Genomic DNA, 24304 nt, shown 5'->3' with positions numbered 1-24304 from the left:
CCAGGATGCTTTCTGGCGGCCACTCTAAGCACTCCCCGTCCCGTCGCCTAGCAATGCAACGGCGCTGTCACGCTTTGCGTAAATCGACGAATTCCGGCATCCGAAGGCTCAGCCGAACAGTTCCTCGGCCACGCTCGGATGCAGCGGCATCGTCGTCTTCAGGTGCGACGCCTTGACGCCCAGCCGCAGCGCCAGCGCCATGGTCTGGACGATTTCCGGTGCCGCGCCGTCCATCAGGTGCACGCCGAGCAGGCGGTCGTTGCGCGCGTTGAACACGAGCTTGAACACCGACGGCTGCGGCACGCCGCCGAAGCGGTTTTCCAGCGATACGAAGCGCCGGATCTCCGTGCGCACGCGGTCGGCCTTGCCGCCGGCTTCCTCGATGGCCTGCGCCTCGGTCAGCCCCACGGCGCCGATGGCCGGCTCGCAGAACACGGCCGTCGGCACGAAATCGAAGTCGACACGGTCGCCGCGCTTGCCGTACAGCCGGTCGGCCAGCCACCGGCCCTGCGCCACGGCCACCGGCGTCAGGTGCACGTTGTCGGCCATGCAGTCGCCGATGGCGTGGATGGCGCGCACGCTGCTGCGGAACTGGCGGTCGACGACGATGCCGCCCTTGCGGTCGAGCTTCACGCCCAGCGCTTCCAGCCCCAGCCCCGACACGTTCGGCTTGCGCCCGATGGCCGCCAGCGCCGCCTGCGCGCGCACCGTCTGCTGGCGGCCGGGATTGTCGGCCTGCGTGTAGCACACCTCGAAGGCGCCGTTGGACTGCGACACCATCGACACCTCCGCGCGAAAGTGGACGCGGATACCCTTGGCGACCAGCGCCTCGGCCAGCGCGGCGGCGATGTCGTGGTCGAACTTCGGCAGCAGCCGGTCCTCGCGCACCAGCAGGTCGACCTTGACGCCATAGCGCGACAGAATCGACGCCATTTCCACCGCGATGTACCCGCCGCCGATCACCACGATCGATGCCGGCACCGTCTGCCACGTGAACAGGTCGTCCGACGAGCTGACCAGTTCGCCGCCCGGCACGGGCAGGTCGATGGGGCTGGCGCCCGTGGCGATCAGCACCTTGCCGGCGCGCACCACCTCGTTGCCGACCAGCACGTCGCCCTGGTCGTTGAACGTGGCCGCGCCGTGCCAGATCTCGACGCCGGCCTCGTTGAGCCGCTGCTTGTACGAGGCATTGAGCCGCGCCACCTCGGCGTTCACGCGCACGATGGCGTCGCGCCAGTCTTCCTTGCCGCCGGTGTGCGACAGGCATGTGGACAGGATCGACGCCCACCCGGCGCCGTACGACAGCATCTTCTTCGGCACGCAGCCGCGGTTGACGCAGGTGCCGCCGATGGCGTCGCGTTCCACCAGGATCACGCGGGCGCCGAGCGATGCGGCGCGCCGCGCGGCGGCCACGCCGCCCGAGCCGGCGCCGATGACCACGAGGTCTGCCTGGCGGGCCTTCGGTTTCGCGTCGCGCCGGCGCGGCACGCGCTCCACCACCGGTTCGGCGCTGGCCTCGCTGGCACGGCGGCGCGGCTTGGTGGCCGGTGCCGGGGTTGGGGTTTCGGTTGATGCCTGACGTCTTGCCATTCAATCCTCCTTGCCTGTCCGGCGTATCGCGCGAAAGGACGATACCGCCGCTTGCCAACCAATCGACCGGCGCCACCGGGGGCGCGTTCCCGCTATGTCGCCGGCAGCAGTTCCTTCTGGATGTCGGGCCACTCGCGCAGAAACGTCGCCGCGTCGCGCCGGCCCAGCTCGTAGGCGTGTGTCATGGCCTCGGGCCGCGTGTAGTCCCAGCTCGAAATCGGCACGCGCTGCGACGGCTGCAGGTACAGCCGCCGCTGGCCGCCGGTTTCGATGACGAAGCGGCGCGGGCGCGGATAGAGCCGCGTCACCAGCACCAGCACGTTGCCCGGCGTGGCGTCGAGCGCATCGACGGGTACGTTGTCCACCAGCCCGCCGTCCAGCACCGCGCGGCCGTTACGGCGCAGCACCGGCGTGAACGGCGGCGTCGATGCCGACTGCAGCAGCAGGTCCGCCAGCGCCTCGGGCGAGCGGCAATCCTGCGCCAGCACGAATTCGGGGTGGAATCCCAGCTTGCGGCCCAGCCGCGGATGCAGCGTCTTGAGCAGGTGCTTGTCGATGTTGTACGCCAGCAGCCCGGCCGCCACGGCCAGGCGCGGGCCGGTCCAGCGCGGGATATGCGCCACGCCGATGCGGATCTCGGGCGCCTGCTGCAGCCGCTGCAGCCGGTTGTCGCCGAACAGCGACAGCAGCGCGTTGCGATAGATGCCGTAGTGCGGGAACACGCGCTCGCGCCGCAGCAGGTTGCCCCAGTACGCGTTGCGCGCGTTGTTGGCCAGCACGTCGCGGTAGTAGGCCATGGTCTGGTGCGAATCGTGCGCATAGACCATGCAGGCCGTGGCGGCCCCGGCCGAGATGCCGGCGATCACGCGCGGTCGCAGTCCCAGTTCGGGCGCCACCGTGTCCCACCATCCGGCCTGCCACCAACAGCGGTTGCCGCCGCCGGCAAAGACGATCTGGTCGAAGGGCTGGTGCGCGGACGTGGACATCGCGGGATTCAAAGCAGCGCGTAGGTGGTGGTGGCCTGCACGGCGAGCTTGCCGTCCTGGCCGGTCAGTTCGATCTCGCCGAACACGACCGTCTTGCCCAGGCGCAGCACGTTGGCCCGCACCTGCACGTCGCCGTCGATCACGGGACGCATGAAGTGGGTGGTCAGGCTGACCGTGGTCATCGGCCGGAACGCGCCGAGCGCGGCGGAGATGGCGACGATCATCGCCGTATCGGCCGCCGACATCAGCACCTGGCCGCACACCACGCCGCCGGCGTGGCGGAACGATTCCTGGAACGGCAGGCGCAGCGTCACGCCCTGCGCGTCCACGGCTTCGGCGCGCAGGCCAAGCTGGCGCACCCACGGGGCCAGCACGTGGTCGAGCGTGGCGTCGATGTCGGCAAGGGTGAAGGTGTTGGCAGGCACGTCCCGGTCTCCTCGGCGCGCGGATATGGTTTGCGCCAATGATACAGGGGCCGGACGCGCCCGCGCCCTCCGGGCGGCCACGCGGCCGGGGAGGCGCCCGACGGGATCAGCCGGCGGCGGCCTACGCCGCGTTGTCGGCCGCGGCGCGCGCGGCCGTACGGCCGGCGTGCCAGCGCAGCAGGCGCGGGATCACGACCACGCCGACGGTCATCGCCAGGATCGTGGCCGAGATCGGCTGCTTGACGAACAGGCTCCAGTCGCCCTGGCCAATGGACAGCGCGTTGCGAAGCTGCTTCTCGGCAATCGGCCCCAGGATCAGGCCGACGATAACCGGCGCGGTGGGAAAGTCGAAGCGGCGCATCGCCATGCCCAGCAGGCCGATCACGAACAGCAGCAGCAGGTCGAACCACGACTGGCGGATGCCGTACGCGCCCAGCCCCGCGAAGATCAGGATGCCGCCGTACAGCAGCGGCGTCGGCACGCGCAGCATGCGCACCCACAGGCCGATGGCCGGCAGGTTCAGCACCAGCAGCATCACGTTGCCGATGTACAGCGACGCCAGCAGGCCCCAGACCAGGTCGCCCGAGGTCTGGAACAGCATCGGCCCCGGCTGCAGGTTGTAGTTCTGGAACGCCGCCAGCAGGATGGCCGTGGTGTTCGACGTCGGGATGCCCAGCGTCAGCAGCGGCGCCAGCGTGGCGGTCACCGCCGCGTTGTTGGCCGCCTCCGGCCCGGCCACGCCCTCGATGGCGCCGACCTTGCCGAATTCGTCCTTGTGGTCGGACAGCTTCTTCTCGGCCGCATAGGACAGGAAGGTCGGGATCTCCGCGCCGCCGGCCGGGATCAGCCCGAACGGAAAGCCGATGAAAGTGCCGCGGATCCACGCCGGGATCGACCGCTTCCAGTCGGACTTGTTCATGTGCACCGAACTGAGCCGGTTGAACGTGCCGTCCGGCTGCGGGAAGAACGCGTTGAACAGCGCCTCGCCCACCGCGAACAGGCCCACGGCCACCACCACGATGTCCACGCCGTCGTACAGCTCCTGGATGTTCATCGAGTAGCGCGTCTGGCCCGACAGCGAGTCCATGCCGATCAGCCCGATGCCCAGGCCCAGGAACAGGCTGGTCATGCCGCGCAGCAGCGACGAGCCCAGCACGGCCGATACCGTCGTGAACGCCAGCAGCATGATCATGAAGTACTCGCCCGGCCCGAACTGCAGCGCCACGTCGGCCGCCACCGGCGCGAACATCGACAGCAGCACCGTGGCGATCGTGCCGGCCACGAACGACCCGATGGCGGCCGTGGCCAGCGCCGGGCCGGCGCGGCCGTTCTTGGCCATCAGGTTGCCTTCCATCGCCGTGACCATGGTCGACGACTCGCCCGGCGTGTTCATCAGGATCGACGTGGTCGAGCCGCCGTACATGGCGCCGTAGTAGATGCCGGCGAACATGATCAGCGCGGCGGTGGGTTCCACCTTGGCCGTGAGCGGCAGCAGCATGGCCACGGTCAGCGCCGGGCCGATGCCGGGCAGCACGCCGATGGCGGTGCCCAGGAAGCAGCCGACCAGCGCCCACATCAGGTTGATCGGCGTGATGGCCACGGCAAAGCCGTGCATGAGCTGGTTCAGGGTATCCATGTCAGGGTCCTCCCGTAGTTGCGGCGGCTCAGAAGCCGGCCACCGGCAGCAGCGGCAGGTTGATGCCGAGCAGGAAATCGAACAGCGCCCACATCGGCACCGTCAGCAGCAGGCCGATCAGCGCGTCGCGCACGATGCGTCGGCTGCCGTAGCCGCGCGCCACGCAGACCATCATCAGCGTCGACGAGAACACGAAGCCCAGCGTACCGATCAGCGCCATGTTGGCCACCAGGCCGGCCGCCACCCACAGCAACCCCTTGAAGTTGTGCGGGGCCGACGGCAGCTCGGCGTCTTCCTCGGGCATGTTGCGGAAGCCGCCGCGCACGCCCTGCCACAGCAGCAGCGCGCCGCACACGGCCAGGCCGATGGCCACCAGCGTGGGCACGAAGCGCGGCGACAGGCCGGCGTAGCCCTCGTCGCCCGAGATGCCCGGGATGCCGGCGAAGAAGAACACGGACAGCGCCAGGACGGCGACGCCGATGCAGACGTGGGATGGTTTCGTGGTGGGACTCTTCAGGGCGCCCGTCGCCCGCGCGGGCCAGGCGGCGGCCGCGGGGCAGGGCGACAGGGTGATTCGGGCTTGGGGGGCGGCCGGCCGGCGCGGGCAGGCCGCCGGTCCCCCGGCCGGGCGCGATCGTTACTTGGCCACGCCCAGTTCGCGCAGCGTGGCGCCCAGGCGCGCGGACTCGGCGTCCACGAACTTGCCGAACTCGTCGCCGGTCAGCAGGAACGGCGTCCAGTCGTTCTTCTGCAGCGCGTCCTTCCAGACCTTGTTCTCGGTGCCCTTGACCACCGCGTCGATCAGGGCCTTGCGCTGGTCGGCGCTGATGCCGGGCGCGCCGTAGACGCCGCGCCAGTTGTAGATTTCCACGTTGACGCCCTGTTCCTTGAGCGTCGGGATGTCGGCGGTGCGGTCCTTCGACGTCACGGCCAGCGCGCGCATCTTGCCGGTCTTGATGAACGGCAGGAATTCGGACACGCCGGCGATGCCCACGGTCACGTGGCCGCCCAGGATCGACGCCGACGCCTCGCCGCCGCCCTGGAACGGCACGTAGTTGATCTTCTTCGGGTCCACGCCCACGTCCTTGGCGATCAGGCCGGCCAGGATGTGGTCGATCGAACCCTTCGAGCCGCCGCCCCAGCTCACGCTGCCCGGGTTGGCCTTGAGCTGCGTGGTCAGGTCCTTCATCGACTTGATCGGCGAGCTGGCCGGCACCGTGATGACCATCGTGTCGGCAAACAGGCGTGCGATGGGCGTGGCGTTCTTGAGCGTCACCGGCGGGCGGTTGGTCTCGATGGCGCCCACCATCACCGCGCCGGTCACGATCAGCGCGTTGGGGTTGCCCTTGTCGGTGTTGACGAACTGGGTCAGGCCGATGGTGCCGCCCGCGCCGCCCTTGTTGTCGTAGGACGCCGTCTTGGCCGTGCCGGCCGCCACCATGGCCGCGCCGATGGAGCGGCCGGTCTGGTCGTAGCCGCCGCCGGGGTTGGCGCCGATCATCACCTTGAGGTTGTCCACCGCGTAGGCCGGGGCGGCCGCCACGGCGGCGGCCAGCGCGGCCGATGCGGCGAGGGCGTGGGTCAAGCGGGCAAGCGTGCGGGGCATCGCGGTCTCCTGTCTGTTCTTGGAATGTTCGGTGGTTGCCGTGCGGACACAACGGCGGCCATGGCCCGGATTCTAGAAGCGCGAAACTGTCAAAACCCTGTCAAAACGGCCGTCCGGCGATCGGGGTTTACGTGGGGTAGCCGGCCGCCCTGTCGTTTTTTGGCATCGTCGCAGCGACCAAATCAGATCTGCACATCTTTGACTTGGCGCACGTCTGACATCTCACTACGATTGGTTTCAGTTGCCTGTCGCACCGACTTGCCGGCCGGACAGTGCAACGCCATGACAAGGACCGGCGCACCATGAGGCGCTGGCCGTTTCGGGACCTGCCGGGAGACCGGCTTTCGGGTGCAGTCAAGAAAAAGACGTTTCAGGGGTCATTCAATGGATACCACCATCAAGCCCGCCGACGGCTGGCCGCCGGAGCTCGACGCCAACGCCGACCGCGGCCTGTGGAAGAGCACCATGGCCGCCGCCAGCCAGGCACTGGAAGCCGCCAAGGGCATGCAGGCGGCCGTCGGGCAGACGCTCAAGCTGCAGCACAAGATCATGGCGCTGCGCGACGAGCTGCACCGCGCCGAAGCCGAGCGCGATCTCTACCGCGACCTGCACGCGCGTACCGTCGACGAACTCAACCACACGCTGGACCTGAGCCCCGCCGAATGGCAGCGCCTGCGCGCCGACAACGAGACGCTGCAGATCCGCCACCGTGCCTACAAGCTGCTGGTGCAGCATTACGCGCGCAGCGGCACGCCGATCGACCCGGCCACGTTTGCCGAGCAGCGCAGCCGCGTGCAGCAGCACATCCTGTTCCAGCGGCGCAAGGGCATACCGGTGTCGGTCATCACGGCCGACGACATCGCGTTCCTGTTGCGTTGACCCCAGCCGAAGGAGTGGCCATGAACTGCCTCATCCCTGGACAGGCGGCACCGGTGCATTGCCGGCCGGCGCATCAGCCGCGCACACCCGGTTGCGGCCCGCTTGCTTGGCGGCATATAGACGGCGGTCGGCCGTCGCCAGCATGGCATCGAGTGTCGGGCACGCGTCGGTCCCGGCTTCTGCGACGCCTATCGACACAGTAAAGCGGATGCGGCCGTCACCGTCCGCCTGCGGCGGCGCGTCGGCGGCCGGTGCGACCACCGTGGCCTCCACCACGCGGCGCAGGCGCTCGGCCGTCTCGGTGGCCTGCGCCAGCGTGGTGTCGGGCAGCAGCACCGCGAATTCCTCGCCGCCCAGCCGCGCGGGCAGGTCCGGCTCGCGCAGGTTCGCGCGCAGCGCGCCGGCCAGCGCCACCAGCACCAGGTCGCCGCTGGCATGGCCCCAGCGGTCGTTCACACGCTTGAAGAAGTCGATGTCCAGCATCAGCATGGCCAGCGGCGAGCCGTCGCGCCGCCGCCGCGCCGCGGCCTTGCCGTACTGCTCGCTGTAGTGCCGGCGGTTGGCAAGCTGGGTGAGCGGATCGGTCTCGGCCAGCCGCTGCATTTTCTCGCCGGCGGCCAGGTAGTGGTTGAACAGCAGCGTCACCACGCGCAGCGTCACGAACATCAACAGCGGCAGCGCCAGCCAGATCGCCAGCAGCGGCACGCTGATCCGCTGCATGACGGCGCGCGCGAGGTCGGCGTCGCTCAACGTTTCCAGCAGCATCCAGTTGCCCTGGTCGCCCACGGGCTGGTAGAGCAGGTACGCGTCGTCCGCGTGCCGCCGGCCGGCGCCCTTGTCGAACAGGTCCTGCGGCGGCACGCGGCGCCAGGCGGGGTCCACGTCTTCGGGCCAGCGCATGTCGACGCGCATGCTGTGCTGGCTGGCCGCGATGATCGCGCCGCGCCGGTCCATCAGCAGGCGCGACACCTGCGCCTCATCAGGCGTGCCGATCAGCGCGCGCAGGCGCGGCAGCTTGACATCCACCGCCACCACGCCGCGAAAACGGCCGGACACATAGACCGGGATGCTCAGCGTGGTGCGCAGCTCGGTGCTTTCGAACTGGGTGTACAGGCGCGTCCAGCGCAGGTCCTGCGAGGCATCGTGCGCGGGCAGCAGTTCGCGGTAGTAGGCGATGTTGCTGAAACGCTGGAACAGCGCGGGCGCCTTGTCGGGGCCGCGCGGCGGGTAGGTGACGTAGAGCCCGTTGCTGGAGATGAAGGTGACCGTGCCGTCGCGGTCCTCGGTGCTGTGCAGGCTCAGGCCCAGCACGTGGCTGAGCTGGCGGGCCGCGTAGAGGTCGGCGCGCAGGTCCGCGTCGCGGCGCTCGAAGCCTTCCAGCGGTTCCAGCAGCGCCGGCGCGACGCCCACCACCGGCGCGTCGCCCAGCGGCACGTCCATCTGCCAGACCGGCGTGTTGCGCGCGGCAAAGGCGCGCTCCACGGCGGGGTCGGGTTCGGCCAGGCCGGCCTCGTGGATCGAGATCAGTTGCTGCGCGTAGTCGCGCACGAACGTCAGCTTGGACCGCTCGGCCGCGAACACGGCCTCCACGCCCAGCGCGCGCAGGGTCAACTCGTGCTGGCGCAGCGACAGCACGCGTTCGCGCAACTGGTACAGGTCGCGCGCGCCGACGATCAACATCATCAGCATCGCCAGCCCGAAGCCCACCACCACCACGCGCTGCGGATGCATCAGCGCCGCACGCGGCAGCCAGCGCGGCCGCGGCAGCATTTTGCGCCACGTCATCGAACGTCTCCCCGGCAAGGCCCGCCGCCGCTGGCGGGCTATGGCACGACGACTGCTGCTCGGAACTTCAGCGGCCAAGTGTAGTGCAGCCGATGCGCGCGTGCCATCGCCGGCACCTGCCGGCGATCAAGCCGGCGTCACGGCGCGGCGTGGCGGTGCAGGGAGACGTAGTAAGCCGACGACTTCAGCGCGGCTCGGTGCGGAAGTAGACCAGCGCCAGCGCGGGCAGGGCAAAGCCGATCCAGCTTGCCAGCGGCCAGCCGGCGCGCGCATAGGCCCAGGCGCCGACCGACGACCCGATGGCGCCGCCCACGAAGAAGATCGCCATGTACAGGCCGTTGAGCCGGCTGCGGTGCTCGGCCGACAGAGAGAATATCGCGCGCTGGCCGATCACGAGGTTGGTCGACACGGCAAAGTCCAGCAAGACCGCTGCCACGGTCAGAGACAGCAGCGACAGCATCGACCCCTCGGCGCCCACGCGGCTGAGCAGGAACGATCCGGCGCCCAGCGCCAGCGCCAGCGCGGTCATCTGGCGGCCGTGGCCGCGGTCCGCATAGCGGCCGGCCATCGGCGCGGCAATCGCCCCGGCCACGCCTACCAGCGCGAAGATCGCGATGCCGGTCTGCGACAGGTGGAAGGCCGGCCCGGCCAGGTACAGCGGCGTGGTGGTCCAGAACAGGCTGAACACGCCGAACATGCTGGCCTGGTACGCGGCCCGGCGGCGCAGCACCGGCTGGGTACGCAGCAGGTGCGCCATCGAGCCGAGCGTCTGCAGGTAGTTCGGGCCCGGCGCGGGCTGCCGCCGGGGCAGCTTGCGCGCCAGCACGACGCCCAGCAGCACCATCGCCACGGCCGACGCCGCAAAGATCGCGTGCCAGCCGAACACGTCGGACACCAGGCTCGACACCGGGCGCGCCAGCATGATGCCCATCAGCAGGCCGCTGGTGACATTGCCGACGGCGCGCCCGCGCGCGTGCTCGGGCGCCAGGTGGGCGGCAAACGGCACCAGCACCTGCACGGCCACCGAGCACAGCCCGATCATGCAGCCGGCGATCAGGAACACGCCCGCGTGCGTGGCCAGCGCGGCGGCCACCAGCGCCACGGCGCAGCCGGCCACCAGCACCAGCACGAGGCGGCGGTTCTCGACGATGTCGCCCAGTGGCACCAGCAGCAGCAGGCCGGCGCAATAGCCGATCTGGATCAGCGTGACGATCAGCCCGGCGATTTCCGGCGACAGGTGCAGCGCCTGCGCGATGGGCCCGACCAGCGGCTGGGCGTAGTAGAGGTTGGCGACGATCATCCCGCAGGCCACGGCCAGCAAGGGGGTGATCCAGGCGGCGGGGGCGGCGGGGCGCACGGCGGTGGTGGAGGTCATGGGGGCGGCTCGGGATGATGTCCCGGCATCGGGCCGGGAGCGCCGCCGATTCTACCGGGAGATAGATAGATGTGCTGGCGGCGGGGTTTCTTACTCGTCCAGCTCGTCCTCATCGTCGAAGCGGAACGCCTCCTGCACCGGCGCGGGGTTGTCGCCCTGCTCGGCGGCCGGCATCAGCGCGCTGACGCGCACGCCCAGCAGCCGGATGCGCCGCTCCAGCGGGATGCGCTTCAGGCATTCGGTGGCGCCGCGCCGGATCTCGCCGCCATCGGCCGTGTGCGCGGTCATCGTCAGGTCGCGCGTGACGGTGCGGAAGTCGTCGAAGCGCAGCTTGATGCCCACCGTCCGGCCCACGTAGCCCTTGCGGCGCAGGTCGTCGGCCACGCGCATGCACAGCTTGGTGAACTGCTCGGACAGCACGGGGCGGTCGCCGCGCGGATGCAGGTCGCGCTCGAACGTGGTCTCGCGGCTCATCGACTTCGGCTCGGAACTGACCACCACCGGCCGCTCGTCGCGCCCGTGGGCCACCTCGACCAGCCAGCTTGCGTAGTTGCGGCCGAAGTGGGCCTGCAGCAGCCCCAGGTCGGCTTCGGCCAGGTGGCCGACCGTCTCGATGCCGATGGCCTGGAGCTTTTCGGCCGCCTTGGGGCCGATGCCATTGACCTTGCGCGCCGGCAACGGCCAGATCCGCAGCGGGATATCGGCCGGCGTCAGGATCGTCAGGCCGTTGGGCTTGTCGAGTTCCGAACCGATCTTGGCCAGCAGCTTGTTGGGCGCCACGCAGATCGAACACGTCAGGCCGGTGGCGTCGTGGACGGCCGCCTTGATGCGCGCCGCCACATCGCGCGCGTCGCCGTCGACATCAGTCAGATCGATATAGATCTCGTCGATGCCGCGATCTTCTATTTGTCCGGTGAATGTTCGGACCGCCGCCTTGAACAGGCCAGAGTACCGGCGGTAGGCGTCGAAGTCGGTCGGCAGCAGGATGGCGTCGGGCGCCAGCTTGGCGGCCTTCATCATGCCCATGGCCGAAAACACGCCCAGCGCCCGGGCCTCGTAGGTCGACGTGGTTACCACGCCCCGGCCCACGTAGTTGCGCAGCCGCGCGTAGCGGCGCGAGCCGTCGGGCAGGGTCTCGGGAATGGCGTTGCGGCCGCCGCCGATCACCACCGCCTGGCCGCGCAGGTCCGGATAGCGCAGCAGTTCCACCGACGCATAGAACGCGTCCATGTCGAGATGGGCGATGCGCCGGGGCACGGTGGAAGACATTGGGGGGCGCGGCTATACTGTATAAACGTACAGTATAGTGCGGCGGCCTGGTTTCAGGAATAGGGCGCGGCGCGGGTAGACCATTCCCATCATCAATGATCTACGACCATCTTCATGCCGCTTCATTTTTCACATCGATGATCCGCTTGGGGCCGAAGCGGCTGACCAGCACGCCTTCCGTTGCGTAGATCGCCAGCGAAATCCAGATCAGCGCGTACCCGATCTGCTTCTGCGCCGGAAACGGCTCGTGGTAGAGCCAGATGCCGAGCCCGAGCTGGATGGTGGGCCCGGCGTACTGGAGCAGGCCGAGCAGCGACAGCGGAATGCGCCGCGCGCCGGCCGCGAACAGCAGCAGCGGCACCGCGGTGACCGGCCCGGCCAGCAGCAGCAGGATTTGCGTACCCGTGGCTGCGGCGCGCGTGGTGTCCTGCCCGGTCAGGAACAGGAACGCCAGCGCCGAGGCCGCCACCGGGAACAGGATCAGCGTTTCCAGCGACAGCCCTTCCAGCGCCCCGAGCGCGCCGGTCTTGCGCAGCAGCCCGTAGCCGCCGAACGACGCCGCCAGCCCCAGCGCGATCCACGGCAGATGGCCGGCCGTCCACGTCAGCCAGAACACGCCGGCCGCCGCGATGGCGATCGACAGCCACTGCACCGGACGCAGCCGCTCGTGCAGCAGCAGCACGCCCAGCAGCACGCTGAACAGCGGGTTGATGAAGTAGCCCAGGCTGGCGTCGACCACGCGGTCCGCGGACACGGCCCAGATGTACAGGAACCAGTTGGCGCACAGCAGCCCGGCGCTGGCCGCGAAGTTCAGGATCAGACGCGGCCGGGCCGCCACCTCGCGCAGCCAGCCGAAATGGCGGCGCCAGAGCACGATCGCGCCCAGGAACACCAGCGACCAGACCATCCGGTGCAGCAGGATTTCCAGCGGCGCCACGCCGTGCAGGGACTTGATGTAGAGGGGCAGCAGGCCCCAGATGATGTACGCCAGCAGGGCGTAGAAAATGCCGAGTTGCATGAGGAGGATTCCCGGGTAGTGTCCCGTTGTGGGGCGGATTCTACCGGGGTGTGGCGCCGGGCGCCGGGCAGGGTCCTTGCCATGAAAAAACCCGGCCGGAGCCGGGTCTTTCGGATGGCGGGCAGCCAGCGCTTACAGCTTGCGGGCGAAGCTGAACTGCGAGAACGCCTGCTCGGCCACGTTGAACCATGCGGCCTCGTTGTTGCGGAAGACGCGCCAGTCGTCGTAGATCTTCTTGAACGACGCGTTCTTGCCGCTTTCCTCGGCGTAGGCGTCCTGGGTGGCCTTGAAGCACGCCTCCATGATCTCCTTCGAGAACGGACGCAGCTTCACGCCGTTTTCCAGCAGCCGGGCCAGCGCCTGCGGGTTCACGGTGTCGTACTTGGCCATCATGTTCGTGTGGGCCTCGATCGTGGCCGTTTCCAGCGCGCGCTTGTACAGGGCCGGCAGCTTGTCGAATTCCGGCTGCGACGCGTAGAACGACAGCTGCGCGCTGCCTTCCCACCAGCCCGGGTAGTAGTAGTACGGCGCCACCTTGTAGAAGCCGAGCTTCTCGTCGTCGTACGGACCCACCCACTCGGCCGCGTCGATCGTGCCTTTTTCCAGCGCCGGGTAGATGTCGCCGCCGGCAATCTGCTGCGGCACCACGCCCAGGCGCGACAGCACCACGCCGGCAAACCCGGCCACGCGGTACTTCAGGCCCTGCAGGTCGGCCACGGTCTTGATTTCCTTGCGGAACCAGCCGCCCATCTGGGCGCAGGTGTTGCCGCCCATGAAGTTGACGACGTTGTATTCCTTGAAGAACTCGCGCATCAGCTTCATGCCGTTGCCCTGCAGCATCCAGGCGTTCTGCTGGCGCGCGGTCAGGCCGAACGGGATGGTGGTGTCAAAGCACAGCGTGGGGTTCTTGCCGAAGTAGTAGTAGCCGGCCGTGTGGCCGATCTGCACGGTCTGGTTCTGCACGGCGTCCAGCACCTGCAGGCCCGGCACGATTTCGCCGGCCGCGAACACCTTGATGTTGAACTTGCCGTCGGTCAGTTCCTTCACGCGCTGGCTCAGAGTCTCGGCGCCGCCGTAGATCGTGTCGAGCGACTTCGGAAAGCTCGACGCCAGGCGCCATTCCACGGCGGGGTTGCTGCCGACGACGGCGGGCGCGGCCGGGGCACTGGCCGATGCGGCCGGCGCCGCGGGCTTGTCTTCCTTGCCACAGGCAGCCAGCGCACCCGTAGCGGCGACGGCCGAGGCCTTCAACAGGAAGGAACGACGTTCCATGGACATCTCCTCTCTTATATGTATGCGGAACTGCCTGGGCGCCAATGTGTTGCCCAACCGACAGGTCGGACGATTATAGCGGTGGCCTTTTGGGCACGGCTTTCCTTCGGGATGGGGGTTTTCGCTAGGAATTCGGCACGGACACAACGGTTTGCACCCCGGGCCGGGCGATGCCCGCAAACGGTGCGCCGGCAGTTTCGCAATGTGGGATTTCCAACGCTTTTCCAACGCTTTGTGACGACCTGGCGGGATTTTGTAACCCGGCTTGCGGTCAAAAAATTCGCCTGTTAAAACCGGAGCCCTCGTCCGGCTTTCGATCGCACCGCCAGATCCTCCGTCCGATCGCGCCGACGCCGTTGACCGTTGTTTCGATGCTGGAATCCGTACTGCTTCCCGACCGCCTGCTGCCCCGCCGCCGCCTTGCGTCCGCCATCCTGGCCGCGTGGGGCGTGGCCGCGTGCGCGCAGACCGGCGGCCCGGCCACCACGGCCCTGACGCGGCCGCCGCTGATCTCGGCGGCGCCCGTGGTCAGCCCGGTGGCATCCGCCGTGGCGACGGCCGCCGTACCCACCGCTGCGCCGGCCGACCCGCTGGCCGACGTGATCCAGGCTGCGAGCGCAATCGATGCAGTCGATGCCGCCCCGGCCACGGTGGCCCAGGCAGCGCCGGAGACTGCGGCCGACGCCAATCCGGATTTCGTCGGCCCGCCCGACGCGCTGGCCCCGCCGCCGCCCCCTCCACCGCCGCTGGTGCTGTTCCCGAACCGGCTCGGCGAATTCCCGGCGCAGCCGGAGCCCTTCGTGGCACGCCGGACCGACAGTGCGGACGCCACCGCGGCGGCAAGCGATCCCTCCGGTGCGTCCGATACGCCACCCGCCACGCCTTCCGACGCCCCACCGGTGCTGCGGTCCCAGTTGCCCGCCGACGATCCGGCAGGCGACTCGGTCTGGCGCCTCGGCTACAGCGGCCGGGCCGCCGTGGAAGACCGGTCGGGCACCCAGCGCGCCTGCCCCGGCGGCGGCACGCCGTCGGCCAGCTTCGGCCAGGGCCTGGCGTGCACGAGTTCGGGCGAGGTCAAGATCCGCGAATCGGTGGCCGACATCGGCGGCGGCGCCCAGGTGCAACTCGTGGCGCAGGCCAAGGGCACCAATGCGACGTCGGTCAACGGCAACGCGGCCGCGGTCGACCCGTACGCGCTGGTGCCGAATTTCTACACGTCGGTCAGCGGGCTGTCCGGCCTGTCGGTGCTCGACGGCGCCAGCGTCTGGGCCGGCCGCCGCGACAGCAGCCCGTTCCTGATGTCGTCGGGCCTGCTGCCGCCCAATTCCTCGTCGATGCGATTCGGCATCGACAACGCCAGGCTCGGCGATTTCGGGCTCAGCTACCAGTACACCGCCCGCAACGACCTGAACGGCGCCAAGCTGCCGAGCTACCACTCAGTGCTGACCGCCCCGATCGGCACCAACGATGACGGCTCGGTGCGGCTCGGTTTCACGCGCGTGGAGCCGCTGTCGCAGATCGAGGACACCGGCAGCGCGTGGTGGGCATCGGCCATGCACGAGCAGAAGGGCGTGCTCTACGGCACCAACCGGCTCGGCTTCCAGTACGGGCAGGGGTCGCGTACGGCCATGACCGGCTATTCGGGCATGGGCAACGAGCTGTCGCGCGTGCGGGTGTCGGAATCGATGGAGTGGAAGGGCCGCTCGGGGCTGGCCGGCTCAGTGGAATCGAGCCTGCAGCTCGACCGCTCCGGGATGGGAACGCTGCAATGGGCCGCCACGCGCGTACGGCCGGCCTTTGTCGCCAACGACCAGTTCAAGCTGACCTTCGAGGTGGCGCACGACCAGATCTCGTCGGGGTTTGGCGTTGGCGGGCAGCGCACCGCCTTTACCGTGGCGCCCACGCTGACGCTGGGCAAGTCCACCGGCAACGCCAACCTGCGCGCGTTCTACACCTACAGCCGCGCCAACGACGTGGACGGCATCACGTTCGCCGCCCCCGCCGACGCCTGGGCCTCGCAGGCCACCGGGTCGATCTTCGGCGTGCAGCTTAATCGGCGCTGGTAACCCCGGCACGGCGGCGCCACGGCCGCGCGGGCGCTGCCGGACGCTGCTTTTCCCGCGTCGCCGCCGGCCGGCACAGCCAGTGGAACAGCAGCGTGGCATTCATCGCACCAAATATCTGGGCGCCGATGAATCCCGGAACATCCATCATACGAATACCTGTAAAGGAATCGGTCAGCGCGCAGGCCAGCGTCAGGGCCGGGTTGGCAAATGACGTGGACGACGTGAACCAGTAGCCAGCGGTGATATAGCCGGCCACCACGCCGGGCACGAGGCCGGGCCGGAAGCGCCCGGTGGCCATGGCCAGCCCGACCAGCCCGAACGACGCCAGGTATTCGCTCCACCACATCGGCATACCGGTCCGCGGCTGCGTGGACAACGCCAGCGGGGGCAGGCCGAACATCAGATGGGCGGCAATCACGCCCGCTACCGCGCCCGCCAGTTGCACGCACATGTAGCCGGCCGCCTCGCGCGCCGGCAGGCGGCCCTGCACCAGTTGCGACAGGCTCACGACCGGATTGAAGTGCCCGCCGGACACCGGCCCCAGCGACACCAGCAGCGCCACCAGTCCCGCACCGGTGGCCAGCGCGTTGCAGAGCAGGGCCAGCGCCGTATCGCCGGCGGCCAGCCGCTCGGCCCGGATGCCGGACCCGACCACGATGGCGACCAGCAGGGCCGTACCCAGCGCTTCGGCCACGAGCCGGCGCGGCAGGTTCGGTACACCGGGAAGGGGGTCGGGAGAAACGGGCAGGGCGACAGCGGTGGACATGCGGGAAATCGTCGAAAAGCGATCGCGCAGTGTTCCGTGGCGGGCAACCCCCCGTCAATGCAGCGGGACGATGTTGAGAAGCGACCGCCGGTACCGAATCGGCCCGGCTATTGCAGGTCGTTGCGCAGGATCAGCAGCCACGGCATGTGCGAATTCGTGAAGCCGTCGAGCTGGCCCGCGTCGTTGAGGTCGATCACGTCCATCGACACCGACTGCTGCACATTGCCGCCAATCGCCTTGACCACGTTGGCGGCCCGGTCGACCTCGACGACGATGTCGCAATGCATCGGCGTGGTGCCGAAGCCGATCTCGGACGGATCCGACAGGTATTTGTCGCGCCCGCGGCCGGCGCAGATCATGTCGCCGGGACGCGGCAGCCCGGGCACCGGTTCGACGTGGAACGCCGGGCGCGGCAAAATGCCGTCGCGCGCGTCCACCACGTACATCGAATGGGACTGGCCGGTCAGGAACTGGTCGTTGTCGAGCCCCGCCTTGCGCATGACCCAAGAGATGAACACGGCCGACCAGGCCCACGCGCCCTGCGTGACCTGCCGGCAGTCGGGCGCCTCGCCGACGATGCCCCAGTAGCGCTGGGCCATGCGGCAGCCCTGAGGCGTGGCTTCCATGCCGGTGCCATCGGGAAATCGCAGGCATTCCGCGTCGCCATCGTTTTCCATGTCGACGTCGGCCGACGGCTGCGCGCCCGCGCCAATGCCCAGGCCATTGGCCGCCACGGCGGGTGCCGGGGCCGGCAGCGGGCTGTGCGTGACGCAGGCCGAATCGTCGCGGCCGATATGGACCACCTGGCTGCCCCATTTGCGCCACTCCTGCAGCGCGATATCGACGATCCGCTCGCGCGGCGTTGCGCCGGCGGGCGTGACCACGCGCTCGGGGTCGGGCAGGGCCGGGGCCTGCGGCCGCGCGGTACGTGGCGGCGCCGTGGTGCAACCGCACAGCACGGCCAGGGCAACCGCGGCCGTCAGCGTCTGCCAGCGACGCATCGGCGCCTGTGGAGAATGCTGTGGAAGCTTGTGTGGAAAGCGCTGTGAATAAGGCTGTGGAAATCTGCGCGCGAGCAATCGGTGCAACATGTCAGGCCCGTGAATCCTGATCTGGCGCAAGGCCTTGAGTAGCCAAGCGTGAACGACATTCTCGCGCGGTGGCCGGGATCGTGCAGCGTGGCGTTGCCGGCTGTGCGATTCCGCGCGCGGAGCTGGGCGGGAAATCGTGTGGATAACGTCCCCGCGCGCTGCACACCTGCGCCGCTTCAGGGCCCGGGCGGCGGCACGGCGGGGTCATGCGAGGCGGGCGCGTAGGCGTGCCCGTCGTCGCCATTACTGGTTCACAGCGTCCTTGAACTTCTGGCCTGCCTTGAACTTCACGGTCTTCGCAGCTTCCACCTTGATTTCTTCGCCGGTGCGCGGGTTGCGGGCCATGCGCTCGCCACGTTCGCCCTTGCTGAAGGTACCAAAGCCGATCAGGCTCAGGGTCTCGCCCTTGGCCACGGCATCCATGATGGCGTTCAGGGTCACGTTCAGGGCCTGTTCGGCCTTGGCCTTGGTCAGACCGTCCACACCGGCTGCGATCGCGTCGATCAGTTCGGTTTTCGTCATGCTTCACTCCGTCTCGAGTTGAAAAAAACACTGACGTCCTGCCCGGGCGCTCCCGCTGGAAGCCGCCCCGGCAAAGACGCCGCGGGCCACATCATACCGTGTCGGACACGCCGCACCGGGAACAGTTTGTTACGGGTACGCGCCGCGAACCCGCTTCAGCGCTGGCTTGGCGGGCATCGGCACGGTCCGCGAGGGGGTGGCGCCAGCCATTCGGCCGGGTCCGTCGGCAGGGTGGGGGAGACGCCCCGGCATCACCGGGACGCCCGTATACGCCCGTAAAGGGCCCCTGGCGCGTTTGAGGGCTTGCGACAGCCCGGAGGGTGTCCAGAGACGTATACGCCCCTGGAGGGCCCGCAGAAGGGGCGTATACCGCTGCGCAGGGAGCCGGGCGGGGTGTACCGCCGACCGACCGGGCAATCACGTTCCGGCCTGCCCAAATTTTCATCGCGATCGATTTGCGCCAGATCCACCGCCCGGCGTGGCGGGTTGGCGTATACCGGGCCGACTGCCTTCCTCCTCCGTATGGTTTACATCTTTCTTTTATGTATACGAATAGTAGTAACAGGTAAGCCACGCCCGTTTCTGTGGATAACCGCGTATACGTCAACGCAATCAAGCGTTTACGTATACCAAAACCCCGGGGACGGATTGTTGGCGGCGCGGGATGACTCATCCTTCCGGACGGGTTGAGGCACGTATACCGGCCGACTTGTTCGTATACGTTCCCCACGCCAGCCCCAGGCAACCCACACCAAACCCGCGCGCTTATCCACAAAAATCGCCCCGGTTATCCACATCGGTATACGTGCCCGATGCGTATACCTGCCACGGCCGCGCGGGTATCATCCGGTTCGCGCCGGACTGGGCCGGCGCGCATCAACCGCACACGGGAACCTATGTCGGACAAGGCCACGGACGCCAAGAAGGGGAAGAAGACCGCCAGCGATCGCATCGAGGTGCGCCAGTCGGGCGTGCATGGCAAGGGCGTCTACGCGATCGGCGCGATTGCCGAAGGCGAGCGCGTGATCGAATACAAGGGCGAGCACATTTCCTGGAAAGAGGCGCTCAAGCGCCATCCGCACGATCCGGCCGACCCGAACCACACGTTCTATTTCAGCCTGGACGACGGCAACGTGATCGACGCCAAGTACGGCGGCAACCGCGCGCGCTGGATCAACCATGCGTGCGACCCGAACTGCGAGGCACGCGAGAAGAAGGGCCGCGTCTTCATCCACGCGCTGCGCGACATCGCGCCGGGCGAGGAGCTTTTCTATGACTACGGCCTCGTCATTGACGCGCGCTATACCAAGAAGCTGAAGAAGGAATACGAGTGCCGCTGCGGCAGCCCCAAGTGCCGGGGCACGATGCTGGCGCCCAAGGACAAGCAGGGCAAGTAGGCGCGGCCTAGCCGGCGGCGACGCCCGGCGCCTCGCACGGGATCCGGATCACGAAGCGCATGGAGGGCCGCCGGGCCAGCGCCTCGGGCGCCGAGGGCTCGTCGGTGCCGCCGGCCATGGCCAGCGGCGCGGTCGTCGACGAGGTGGCCGACGAGCTGGCGGAAGCGGTGGCCGCCGGCACGTCCTCGATCCGGATCGTGCCCTGGTGCAGCGTCACGATCTCGTGCACGATGGCCAGCCCCAGGCCGGCGCCGCCCGGCGCGGCCTGCAGCGTTGGGGCGCCGGGCGTGTGGTCGCCCCGGAAGAAGCGCTTGAACACTTCCTCGCGGCGCGCGGGCGGAATGCCCGGCCCGTTGTCCTCGATCATCACGACGGCCATGCCGCGGTGGCCCATCGTCTCGCCGCCGGCGCGCACGGTGATGCGTCCGCCGGCCGGCACGTACTTCACCGCGTTGTCGATCAGGTTCGACAGCGCCTCGCGCATCAGCAGCCGGTTGCCGCGCACCATGGCCGGCGCGCCGCCCGTGAAGGTCGGGCCCGGCAACACCTCGAACCCCAGGTCCACGCGCCGCGCCAGCGCCTGCGGCACCCATTCCGCGCCGGTCTCGAACGCCAGTTCGGCCAGGTCGAAGTGCTCGACCGGCCCGAGCCGTTCCAGCGACAGCCCCGGCTCCGCGCGCGCCAGCGACAGCAACTGGTTCGACAGCCGCACGGCGCGGTCGGCCGCGGTCTGTACCTCGCGCAGCGCGTGGCGGGCCACGTCGAGCGAATCGGCCTCGACTGCGCGGTCGGCATGGAGCTTGACGGCCGTGAGCGGCGTGCGAAGCTGGTGCGCCGCGTCGGCGATGAACTTGCGCTGCGCGTCCAGCGCGTCGCGCAGCCGCGACAGCAACGCATTGAGCGCCCGGATCAGCGGCTCCACCTCGGCCGGCACCTGGGTTTCGTCCAGCGCCGCCAGCGACCGCGCGGTCTGGCGGTTCAGCTTGTCGGTCAGGATCTGCAGCGGCACCAGCTCTTCCTTGAGCACGTGCGACAGGATCAGGCTGCCCACCAGCAGCAGCAGGATCAGCGGCACCGAGACCGACAGCAGGATCTCGTTGGCCGCCGTCTCGCGCCGGTCCAGCAGCTCGGCCACCTCGACCACGATCGGCCCGCGCGGCACCTGCACCTCGGCCCCCGTCGTGCCCAGTTCATCGGCGGCCGCGCTCGGCAGGCTCACCGGCAGCCGCACCGCGCGCACCTGGCGGCCGCTGAACCACGCGTAGAACAGCCGCGCGTCGTGCAGCGACGTCTGGCCCGTGCCGTAGCCCAGCCACGTGTCCATGCCGCCGATCAGCCCGTCCGGGCCGTGGATGCGCCAGTAGATGCGGTCCGATCCCTCCGCTTCCACCAGGGTCTGGGCGATGACGGGGATGTCCTGCTCCAGCCGGGGGCCGGCAATGCGGATCTGCTGGGCGATGTTGTTGGCCACGCCATAGAGCGCGCGGTCGAACACCTGCGTCGTGTAGTGCGCCGCCAGCCAGTACGACAGCGAGCCGCTGGTCAGCACCAGCGCGAACAGCGGCGTGGCCAGCGCGCGCAGCAGGTGGATGCGCAGGCTCGGGTTCGACGTCCCGCGCTGGGTGGCGGCGCGCTGGCGCCCGCGGCCCAGGCCGCCGCGCAGGCGCCGGCCCGGCGCGCTCGCGTCGCCAGGCGGGGCGGAAGAGGATTGCGAACGCGGCCACATGGCGATTCAGGGGGTCATCGAAAGGCGGTCCGGCAGGTGCCGGCCGCGGGGTGCCGGCTCAGTGGCCGGCCCGGATCTGCAACAGATAGCCAAAGCCGCGCACGGTGACGATCTCGACGTCGGCGTCCTCCAGCTTCTTGCGCACGCGGTGCACGTAGACCTCGATGGCGGTATCGCCGACCGTGTCGCCGCCTTCGCCGGCCGGATGGGCAAACGTGGCCAGGTGGTCCTGCAGCTGCGCCTTGCTGACCACGCGGCCCTGGCGCTGCAGCAGCAGCTCCAGCACGGCGAATTCGCGCGGCGACAGCTCCAGCGGCCGGCCATCGACGAACATGCGGCGGTCGTTGCCGGACAGACGCAGCCGGCCCAGCCGCACGTCGCGCTCGGGCGCGGCCTCGCCATGCTGGCTGCGGCGCAGCAGCACGCGCACGCGCGCTTCCAGCTCGGGCAGCGCAAAGGGCTTGACCAGGTAGTCGTCGGCGCCGGCGTTCAGGCCCGACAGCTTGTCTTCGAGTTCGTCGCGCGCGGTGAGGATTAGGACGGGCGTGGTGCGGTTGCGGGCGCGGTAGCGGGCCAGCAGCGTCATGCCGTCGATGCCGGGCAGGCCCAGGTCCAGGATGACCAGGTCGTGCTGCTCCTTGAGCAGGTGGTCGGTGGCATAGACCCCGTCATGCACCACGCGCACCTGGTGGCCGGCGCGGGACAGCCCGGCCTCCACGCCGCTGGCGATTTGACGGTCGTCCTCGATCAGCAGGATACGCATGGTGATACCGGTGACATGGAAACGGAAACAATGTCGCCGATTGTACAGGCCGGGCCCGCGGCCTGCCTTTCAGTTGGCCTACAGCGCGGGCCGCGCTGGCGGCGTCAGCGGGCCAGCCCGGCGGCGGCCTGCTCGATGAACGTCGCCAGGTCGATATCGCGCTGCGTCAGGCCGTTGGCGTCGTGCGTGGACAGCGTGATGTCCACGCGGTTGTACACGTTGAACCACTCGGGATGGTGATCCACCTTGTCCGCGTGCAGCGCCACGCGCGTCATGAATCCGAACGCGGCGTTGAAGTCGGCGAACCGGAACGATCTGTGGATCGCGTCGCGGTCCTGGACGGGCGTCCAGCCGGGCAGCGTGGCCAGCAGGGGCTTGCGGGCGTCTTGCGAGAGAGGGGTCATGATTGGGCTCGATCTGAAGGGTTGTCTGCGGGAGCGCAACAAAAGCCGGCCCGCCCCGGGCCACGGCGTGGCCGCGGGGCATGGCAGGCATTGTTTCACAAAGCGGGATGGCGGGGCGGGCGGCGGCTCAGATGTCGTCGCTGTCGCCCCAGCCCTCGCGGGTGCCGGCGTGGATGACCCGGTCGCCCTCGGCGATGTCGCCGGCGCCCAGCGTCGGCAGCGCGCGCAGCGTCGGGTACAGGTCGGTGAAGTCCGGGCGCGTGGCGTCGAACAGTTGTTCGAAGCTGTCGATCACGAAGTACGTCTTTTGGAACGTGTCGATCCGGTAGCGCGTGCGCATGATACGGCGCAAATCGAAGCCGATCCGGTTCGGGCTGGCCGAATCGAGGCTGTAGATCGATTCGCCCTGGCTGGAGACGATGCCGGCGCCGAAGATCCGCAGCCCCTGCGGCGTGCGGATCAGGCCGAATTCCACCGTGTACCAGTACAGCCGCGCCAGCATGTCCAGCGCGCCCAGCCGCGCGGCCTTCAGGCCACCCTTGCCGTACGCCTCCATGTAGTCGGCAAAGACCGGGTTGATCAGCAGCGGCACGTGGCCGAACACGTCGTGGAAGCAGTCGGGCTCCTGCAGGTAGTCGATCTGCTCGGGCTTGCGCATCCACCAGCTTGCCGGAAAGCGCCGGTTGGCCAGGTGCTCGAAGAACACCTCGTCGGGTACCAGCCCCGGCACCGCCACCACCTGCCAGCCCGTGGCGCGCATCAGCATCTCGTTGAGCTGGTCGAAATCGGGCACGCGGTCGCGCGCCATGCCCAGCGTGGCCAGCCCCTGCAGGAATTCGTCGCAGACGCGGCCTTCCAGCATCGCCGCCTGGCGGTCGTAGAGCTTGCGCCACGTCGCGTGGTCGGTGTCGGTGTAGCGGTGCACCGGCTGGGCGATGGTGAAGTCCGGGCGCAGCTCCTGGCCGGACAGCAGTCCTTCCTCGAACTGTTCCTTGAGCTTGGCGGTCAGCGTGCCGGCAAAGTTGCCCGCAGGCTGGTCGGCGCGAGGCGTGGTGGCCGAGGGGGTCATGCGGCGTCTCCGTTTGATTTGTCGATCCGTTGCGGATTTCCTGCATAGTCTAGCCAGCCAGCCGCGCAGAATGCGCGCAAAGTTGGGGTATTGGCGCCATGCCGTGCATATAATCCGCGTACCGTCATCCACCCATGCAGGATTCTTGCAGCCATGCCTACCGCCCATCTCGACCCCTACGACCTGGCCCTGCTGGCCGCGCTGCAGGCCGATGGCCGTTCCACCCACCAGCAACTGGCCGAGCGGGTGCACCTGTCGCCCAGCCAGGTCGGGCGCCGGCTGGCCCGCCTGGAGACCGACGGGGTGATAACCGGCTACCGGGTCAACCTGTCGCTGCCCGCGCTGGGGCTGGGTGTGATGGTGTTCATCAGCGTCAAGCTGGCCCACCACGGCGACACGATCATCGAGCGCTTTGGCGAGGAAATCATGCTGCTGGAGGAGGTGCAGGAGTGCTACGCCGTGGCCGGCGAGGCCGACTACCTGATCCGCGTGGTCGTGCAGGACCTGCCGATGCTGGCCGATTTCACGATGAAGCGGCTGATGCGGGTGCCGGGCGTGGAGAGCATCCGGTCCAACATCGTGCTTACCCCGCTCAAGAAGGAGGGACCGCTGCCGCTGGCCCATTTGCGGTAGATCGGCGGTTCGTTCTGCCGAAATGT

General features: G+C 69.0%; 21 protein-coding genes and 1 pseudogene. 4 read left to right on the top strand and 18 right to left on the bottom strand.

Going from position 1 to position 24304, the window contains the following annotated elements; all coding sequences use genetic code 11:
• Positions 1-108: 108 nt before the first annotated feature.
• From QTN24_RS12095 to QTN24_RS12070, 6 genes are all read right to left on the bottom strand, one after another.
• Positions 109-1590 (bottom strand): FAD-dependent oxidoreductase, encoded by a 1482-nt coding sequence (locus QTN24_RS12095; protein WP_313837318.1) that lies wholly within the window; start codon positions 1588-1590, stop codon positions 109-111.
• A gap of 92 nt (positions 1591-1682) precedes the next feature.
• Positions 1683-2576, bottom strand: coding sequence for a patatin-like phospholipase family protein (locus QTN24_RS12090; protein ID WP_313837316.1), 894 nt, complete (start codon positions 2574-2576; stop codon positions 1683-1685).
• A gap of 8 nt (positions 2577-2584) precedes the next feature.
• Positions 2585-3001, bottom strand: a complete 417-nt coding sequence (locus QTN24_RS12085) for a PaaI family thioesterase (RefSeq protein ID WP_313837314.1) — start codon at positions 2999-3001, stop codon at positions 2585-2587.
• A gap of 121 nt (positions 3002-3122) precedes the next feature.
• Complete coding sequence (locus tag QTN24_RS12080; protein WP_124682860.1) at positions 3123-4637, bottom strand: tripartite tricarboxylate transporter permease; 1515 nt, start codon at positions 4635-4637, stop codon at positions 3123-3125.
• A 28-nt stretch (positions 4638-4665) separates the two neighbouring features.
• Positions 4666-5154, bottom strand: coding sequence for a tripartite tricarboxylate transporter TctB family protein (locus QTN24_RS12075; RefSeq protein ID WP_313837464.1), 489 nt, complete (start codon positions 5152-5154; stop codon positions 4666-4668).
• Positions 5155-5274: 120 nt separating this feature from the next.
• On the bottom strand, positions 5275-6243 hold the full coding sequence (locus tag QTN24_RS12070; protein WP_124682862.1) for a Bug family tripartite tricarboxylate transporter substrate binding protein: 969 nt from the start codon (positions 6241-6243) through the stop codon (positions 5275-5277).
• 384 nt (positions 6244-6627) lie between these two features.
• Here QTN24_RS12070 and QTN24_RS12065 point away from each other — a divergent pair, with 384 nt between their 5' ends.
• Complete coding sequence (locus QTN24_RS12065) at positions 6628-7122, top strand: hypothetical protein (protein ID WP_124682863.1); 495 nt, start codon at positions 6628-6630, stop codon at positions 7120-7122.
• A 30-nt stretch (positions 7123-7152) separates the two neighbouring features.
• On the opposite strand, the gene QTN24_RS12060 is transcribed toward QTN24_RS12065, so the two are convergent.
• The 5 genes from QTN24_RS12060 to QTN24_RS12040 form a co-directional block, all read right to left on the bottom strand.
• Positions 7153-8907 (bottom strand): diguanylate cyclase, encoded by a 1755-nt coding sequence (locus QTN24_RS12060; RefSeq protein ID WP_313837308.1) that lies wholly within the window; start codon positions 8905-8907, stop codon positions 7153-7155.
• 184 nt (positions 8908-9091) lie between these two features.
• Positions 9092-10282: an MFS transporter gene (locus QTN24_RS12055; protein ID WP_313837306.1), complete on the bottom strand. Its 1191-nt coding sequence runs from the start codon at positions 10280-10282 to the stop codon at positions 9092-9094.
• A 90-nt stretch (positions 10283-10372) separates the two neighbouring features.
• On the bottom strand, positions 10373-11551 hold the full coding sequence (dinB, locus tag QTN24_RS12050) for a DNA polymerase IV (protein WP_124682866.1): 1179 nt from the start codon (positions 11549-11551) through the stop codon (positions 10373-10375).
• Between the two features lie 112 nt (positions 11552-11663).
• The gene (gene rarD, locus QTN24_RS12045) at positions 11664-12569 is read right to left on the bottom strand and encodes an EamA family transporter RarD (protein WP_313837304.1); all 906 of its coding nucleotides are present in this window, start codon (positions 12567-12569) and stop codon (positions 11664-11666) included.
• Positions 12570-12701: 132 nt separating this feature from the next.
• Positions 12702-13841 carry a TRAP transporter substrate-binding protein gene (locus tag QTN24_RS12040; protein ID WP_124682868.1) on the bottom strand — a complete coding sequence of 380 codons (1140 nt, stop codon included), beginning with the start codon at positions 13839-13841 and terminating at the stop codon, positions 12702-12704.
• Between the two features lie 371 nt (positions 13842-14212).
• Between QTN24_RS12040 and QTN24_RS12035 the strand changes: the two genes are divergently transcribed.
• Positions 14213-15907, top strand: coding sequence for a carbohydrate porin (locus QTN24_RS12035; RefSeq protein WP_124682869.1), 1695 nt, complete (start codon positions 14213-14215; stop codon positions 15905-15907).
• Here QTN24_RS12035 and QTN24_RS12030 read toward each other — a convergent pair.
• The 3 genes from QTN24_RS12030 to QTN24_RS12020 form a co-directional block, all read right to left on the bottom strand.
• A complete protein-coding gene (locus QTN24_RS12030) occupies positions 15891-16673 on the bottom strand; it encodes an MIP/aquaporin family protein (RefSeq protein WP_313837299.1) in 783 nt (260 codons plus the stop codon). The genes QTN24_RS12035 and QTN24_RS12030 overlap by 17 nt on opposite strands.
• A gap of 107 nt (positions 16674-16780) precedes the next feature.
• A complete protein-coding gene (locus QTN24_RS12025; RefSeq protein WP_409559016.1) occupies positions 16781-17674 on the bottom strand; it encodes a DUF2272 domain-containing protein in 894 nt (297 codons plus the stop codon).
• 333 nt (positions 17675-18007) lie between these two features.
• Complete coding sequence (locus QTN24_RS12020; protein ID WP_066737795.1) at positions 18008-18286, bottom strand: HU family DNA-binding protein; 279 nt, start codon at positions 18284-18286, stop codon at positions 18008-18010.
• An 896-nt stretch (positions 18287-19182) separates the two neighbouring features.
• Between QTN24_RS12020 and QTN24_RS12015 the strand changes: the two genes are divergently transcribed.
• Positions 19183-19683 (top strand): SET domain-containing protein, encoded by a 501-nt coding sequence (locus tag QTN24_RS12015; RefSeq protein ID WP_124682872.1) that lies wholly within the window; start codon positions 19183-19185, stop codon positions 19681-19683.
• Positions 19684-19864: 181 nt separating this feature from the next.
• On the opposite strand, the pseudogene QTN24_RS12010 reads toward QTN24_RS12015, so the two are convergent.
• The 4 genes and pseudogenes from QTN24_RS12010 to phhA form a co-directional block, all read right to left on the bottom strand.
• Positions 19865-21409: pseudogene (locus QTN24_RS12010) on the bottom strand (sensor histidine kinase); the annotation flags it as partial.
• 58 nt (positions 21410-21467) lie between these two features.
• Positions 21468-22172 (bottom strand): response regulator transcription factor, encoded by a 705-nt coding sequence (locus tag QTN24_RS12005; protein WP_066737789.1) that lies wholly within the window; start codon positions 22170-22172, stop codon positions 21468-21470.
• A 104-nt stretch (positions 22173-22276) separates the two neighbouring features.
• On the bottom strand, positions 22277-22576 hold the full coding sequence (locus tag QTN24_RS12000) for a 4a-hydroxytetrahydrobiopterin dehydratase (RefSeq protein ID WP_313837293.1): 300 nt from the start codon (positions 22574-22576) through the stop codon (positions 22277-22279).
• Between the two features lie 127 nt (positions 22577-22703).
• The gene (phhA, locus tag QTN24_RS11995; protein WP_313837291.1) at positions 22704-23645 is read right to left on the bottom strand and encodes a phenylalanine 4-monooxygenase; all 942 of its coding nucleotides are present in this window, start codon (positions 23643-23645) and stop codon (positions 22704-22706) included.
• A 153-nt stretch (positions 23646-23798) separates the two neighbouring features.
• On the opposite strand from phhA, the gene QTN24_RS11990 reads away from it, so the two are divergent.
• A complete protein-coding gene (locus tag QTN24_RS11990; RefSeq protein ID WP_313837289.1) occupies positions 23799-24278 on the top strand; it encodes an Lrp/AsnC family transcriptional regulator in 480 nt (159 codons plus the stop codon).
• The last annotated feature ends 26 nt before the right edge of the window (positions 24279-24304 follow it).

Source organism: Cupriavidus sp. SZY C1 (assembly GCF_032190535.1).
Taxonomy (GTDB): Bacteria; Pseudomonadota; Gammaproteobacteria; order Burkholderiales; family Burkholderiaceae; genus Cupriavidus; species Cupriavidus pauculus_C.
The sequence above is the reverse complement of the archived record's forward strand: the minus strand, read 5'-3'. Positions and strand labels throughout refer to the sequence as shown.

What these genes read in the sequence shown, in the direction of transcription:
- QTN24_RS12005 (WP_066737789.1), bottom strand. Translation starts at nt 22,172, where the DNA reads ATGCGTATCCTGCTGATCGAGGACGACCGTCAAATCGCCAGCGGCGTG.
- QTN24_RS12030 (WP_313837299.1), bottom strand. Translation starts at nt 16,673, where the DNA reads ATGTCCACCGCTGTCGCCCTGCCCGTTTCTCCCGACCCCCTTCCCGGT.
- QTN24_RS12080 (WP_124682860.1), bottom strand. Translation starts at nt 4,637, where the DNA reads ATGGATACCCTGAACCAGCTCATGCACGGCTTTGCCGTGGCCATCACG.
- QTN24_RS12000 (WP_313837293.1), bottom strand. Translation starts at nt 22,576, where the DNA reads ATGACCCCTCTCTCGCAAGACGCCCGCAAGCCCCTGCTGGCCACGCTG.
- rarD (WP_313837304.1), bottom strand. Translation starts at nt 12,569, where the DNA reads ATGCAACTCGGCATTTTCTACGCCCTGCTGGCGTACATCATCTGGGGC.
- QTN24_RS12025 (WP_409559016.1), bottom strand. Translation starts at nt 17,674, where the DNA reads ATGCGTCGCTGGCAGACGCTGACGGCCGCGGTTGCCCTGGCCGTGCTG.
- QTN24_RS11990 (WP_313837289.1), top strand. Translation starts at nt 23,799, where the DNA reads ATGCCTACCGCCCATCTCGACCCCTACGACCTGGCCCTGCTGGCCGCG.
- QTN24_RS12090 (WP_313837316.1), bottom strand. Translation starts at nt 2,576, where the DNA reads ATGTCCACGTCCGCGCACCAGCCCTTCGACCAGATCGTCTTTGCCGGC.
- QTN24_RS12015 (WP_124682872.1), top strand. Translation starts at nt 19,183, where the DNA reads ATGTCGGACAAGGCCACGGACGCCAAGAAGGGGAAGAAGACCGCCAGC.
- QTN24_RS12060 (WP_313837308.1), bottom strand. Translation starts at nt 8,907, where the DNA reads ATGACGTGGCGCAAAATGCTGCCGCGGCCGCGCTGGCTGCCGCGTGCG.
- QTN24_RS12040 (WP_124682868.1), bottom strand. Translation starts at nt 13,841, where the DNA reads ATGGAACGTCGTTCCTTCCTGTTGAAGGCCTCGGCCGTCGCCGCTACG.
- dinB (WP_124682866.1), bottom strand. Translation starts at nt 11,551, where the DNA reads ATGTCTTCCACCGTGCCCCGGCGCATCGCCCATCTCGACATGGACGCG.
- phhA (WP_313837291.1), bottom strand. Translation starts at nt 23,645, where the DNA reads ATGACCCCCTCGGCCACCACGCCTCGCGCCGACCAGCCTGCGGGCAAC.
- QTN24_RS12035 (WP_124682869.1), top strand. Translation starts at nt 14,213, where the DNA reads ATGCTGGAATCCGTACTGCTTCCCGACCGCCTGCTGCCCCGCCGCCGC.
- QTN24_RS12070 (WP_124682862.1), bottom strand. Translation starts at nt 6,243, where the DNA reads ATGCCCCGCACGCTTGCCCGCTTGACCCACGCCCTCGCCGCATCGGCC.
- QTN24_RS12020 (WP_066737795.1), bottom strand. Translation starts at nt 18,286, where the DNA reads ATGACGAAAACCGAACTGATCGACGCGATCGCAGCCGGTGTGGACGGT.
- QTN24_RS12065 (WP_124682863.1), top strand. Translation starts at nt 6,628, where the DNA reads ATGGATACCACCATCAAGCCCGCCGACGGCTGGCCGCCGGAGCTCGAC.
- QTN24_RS12095 (WP_313837318.1), bottom strand. Translation starts at nt 1,590, where the DNA reads ATGGCAAGACGTCAGGCATCAACCGAAACCCCAACCCCGGCACCGGCC.
- QTN24_RS12055 (WP_313837306.1), bottom strand. Translation starts at nt 10,282, where the DNA reads ATGACCTCCACCACCGCCGTGCGCCCCGCCGCCCCCGCCGCCTGGATC.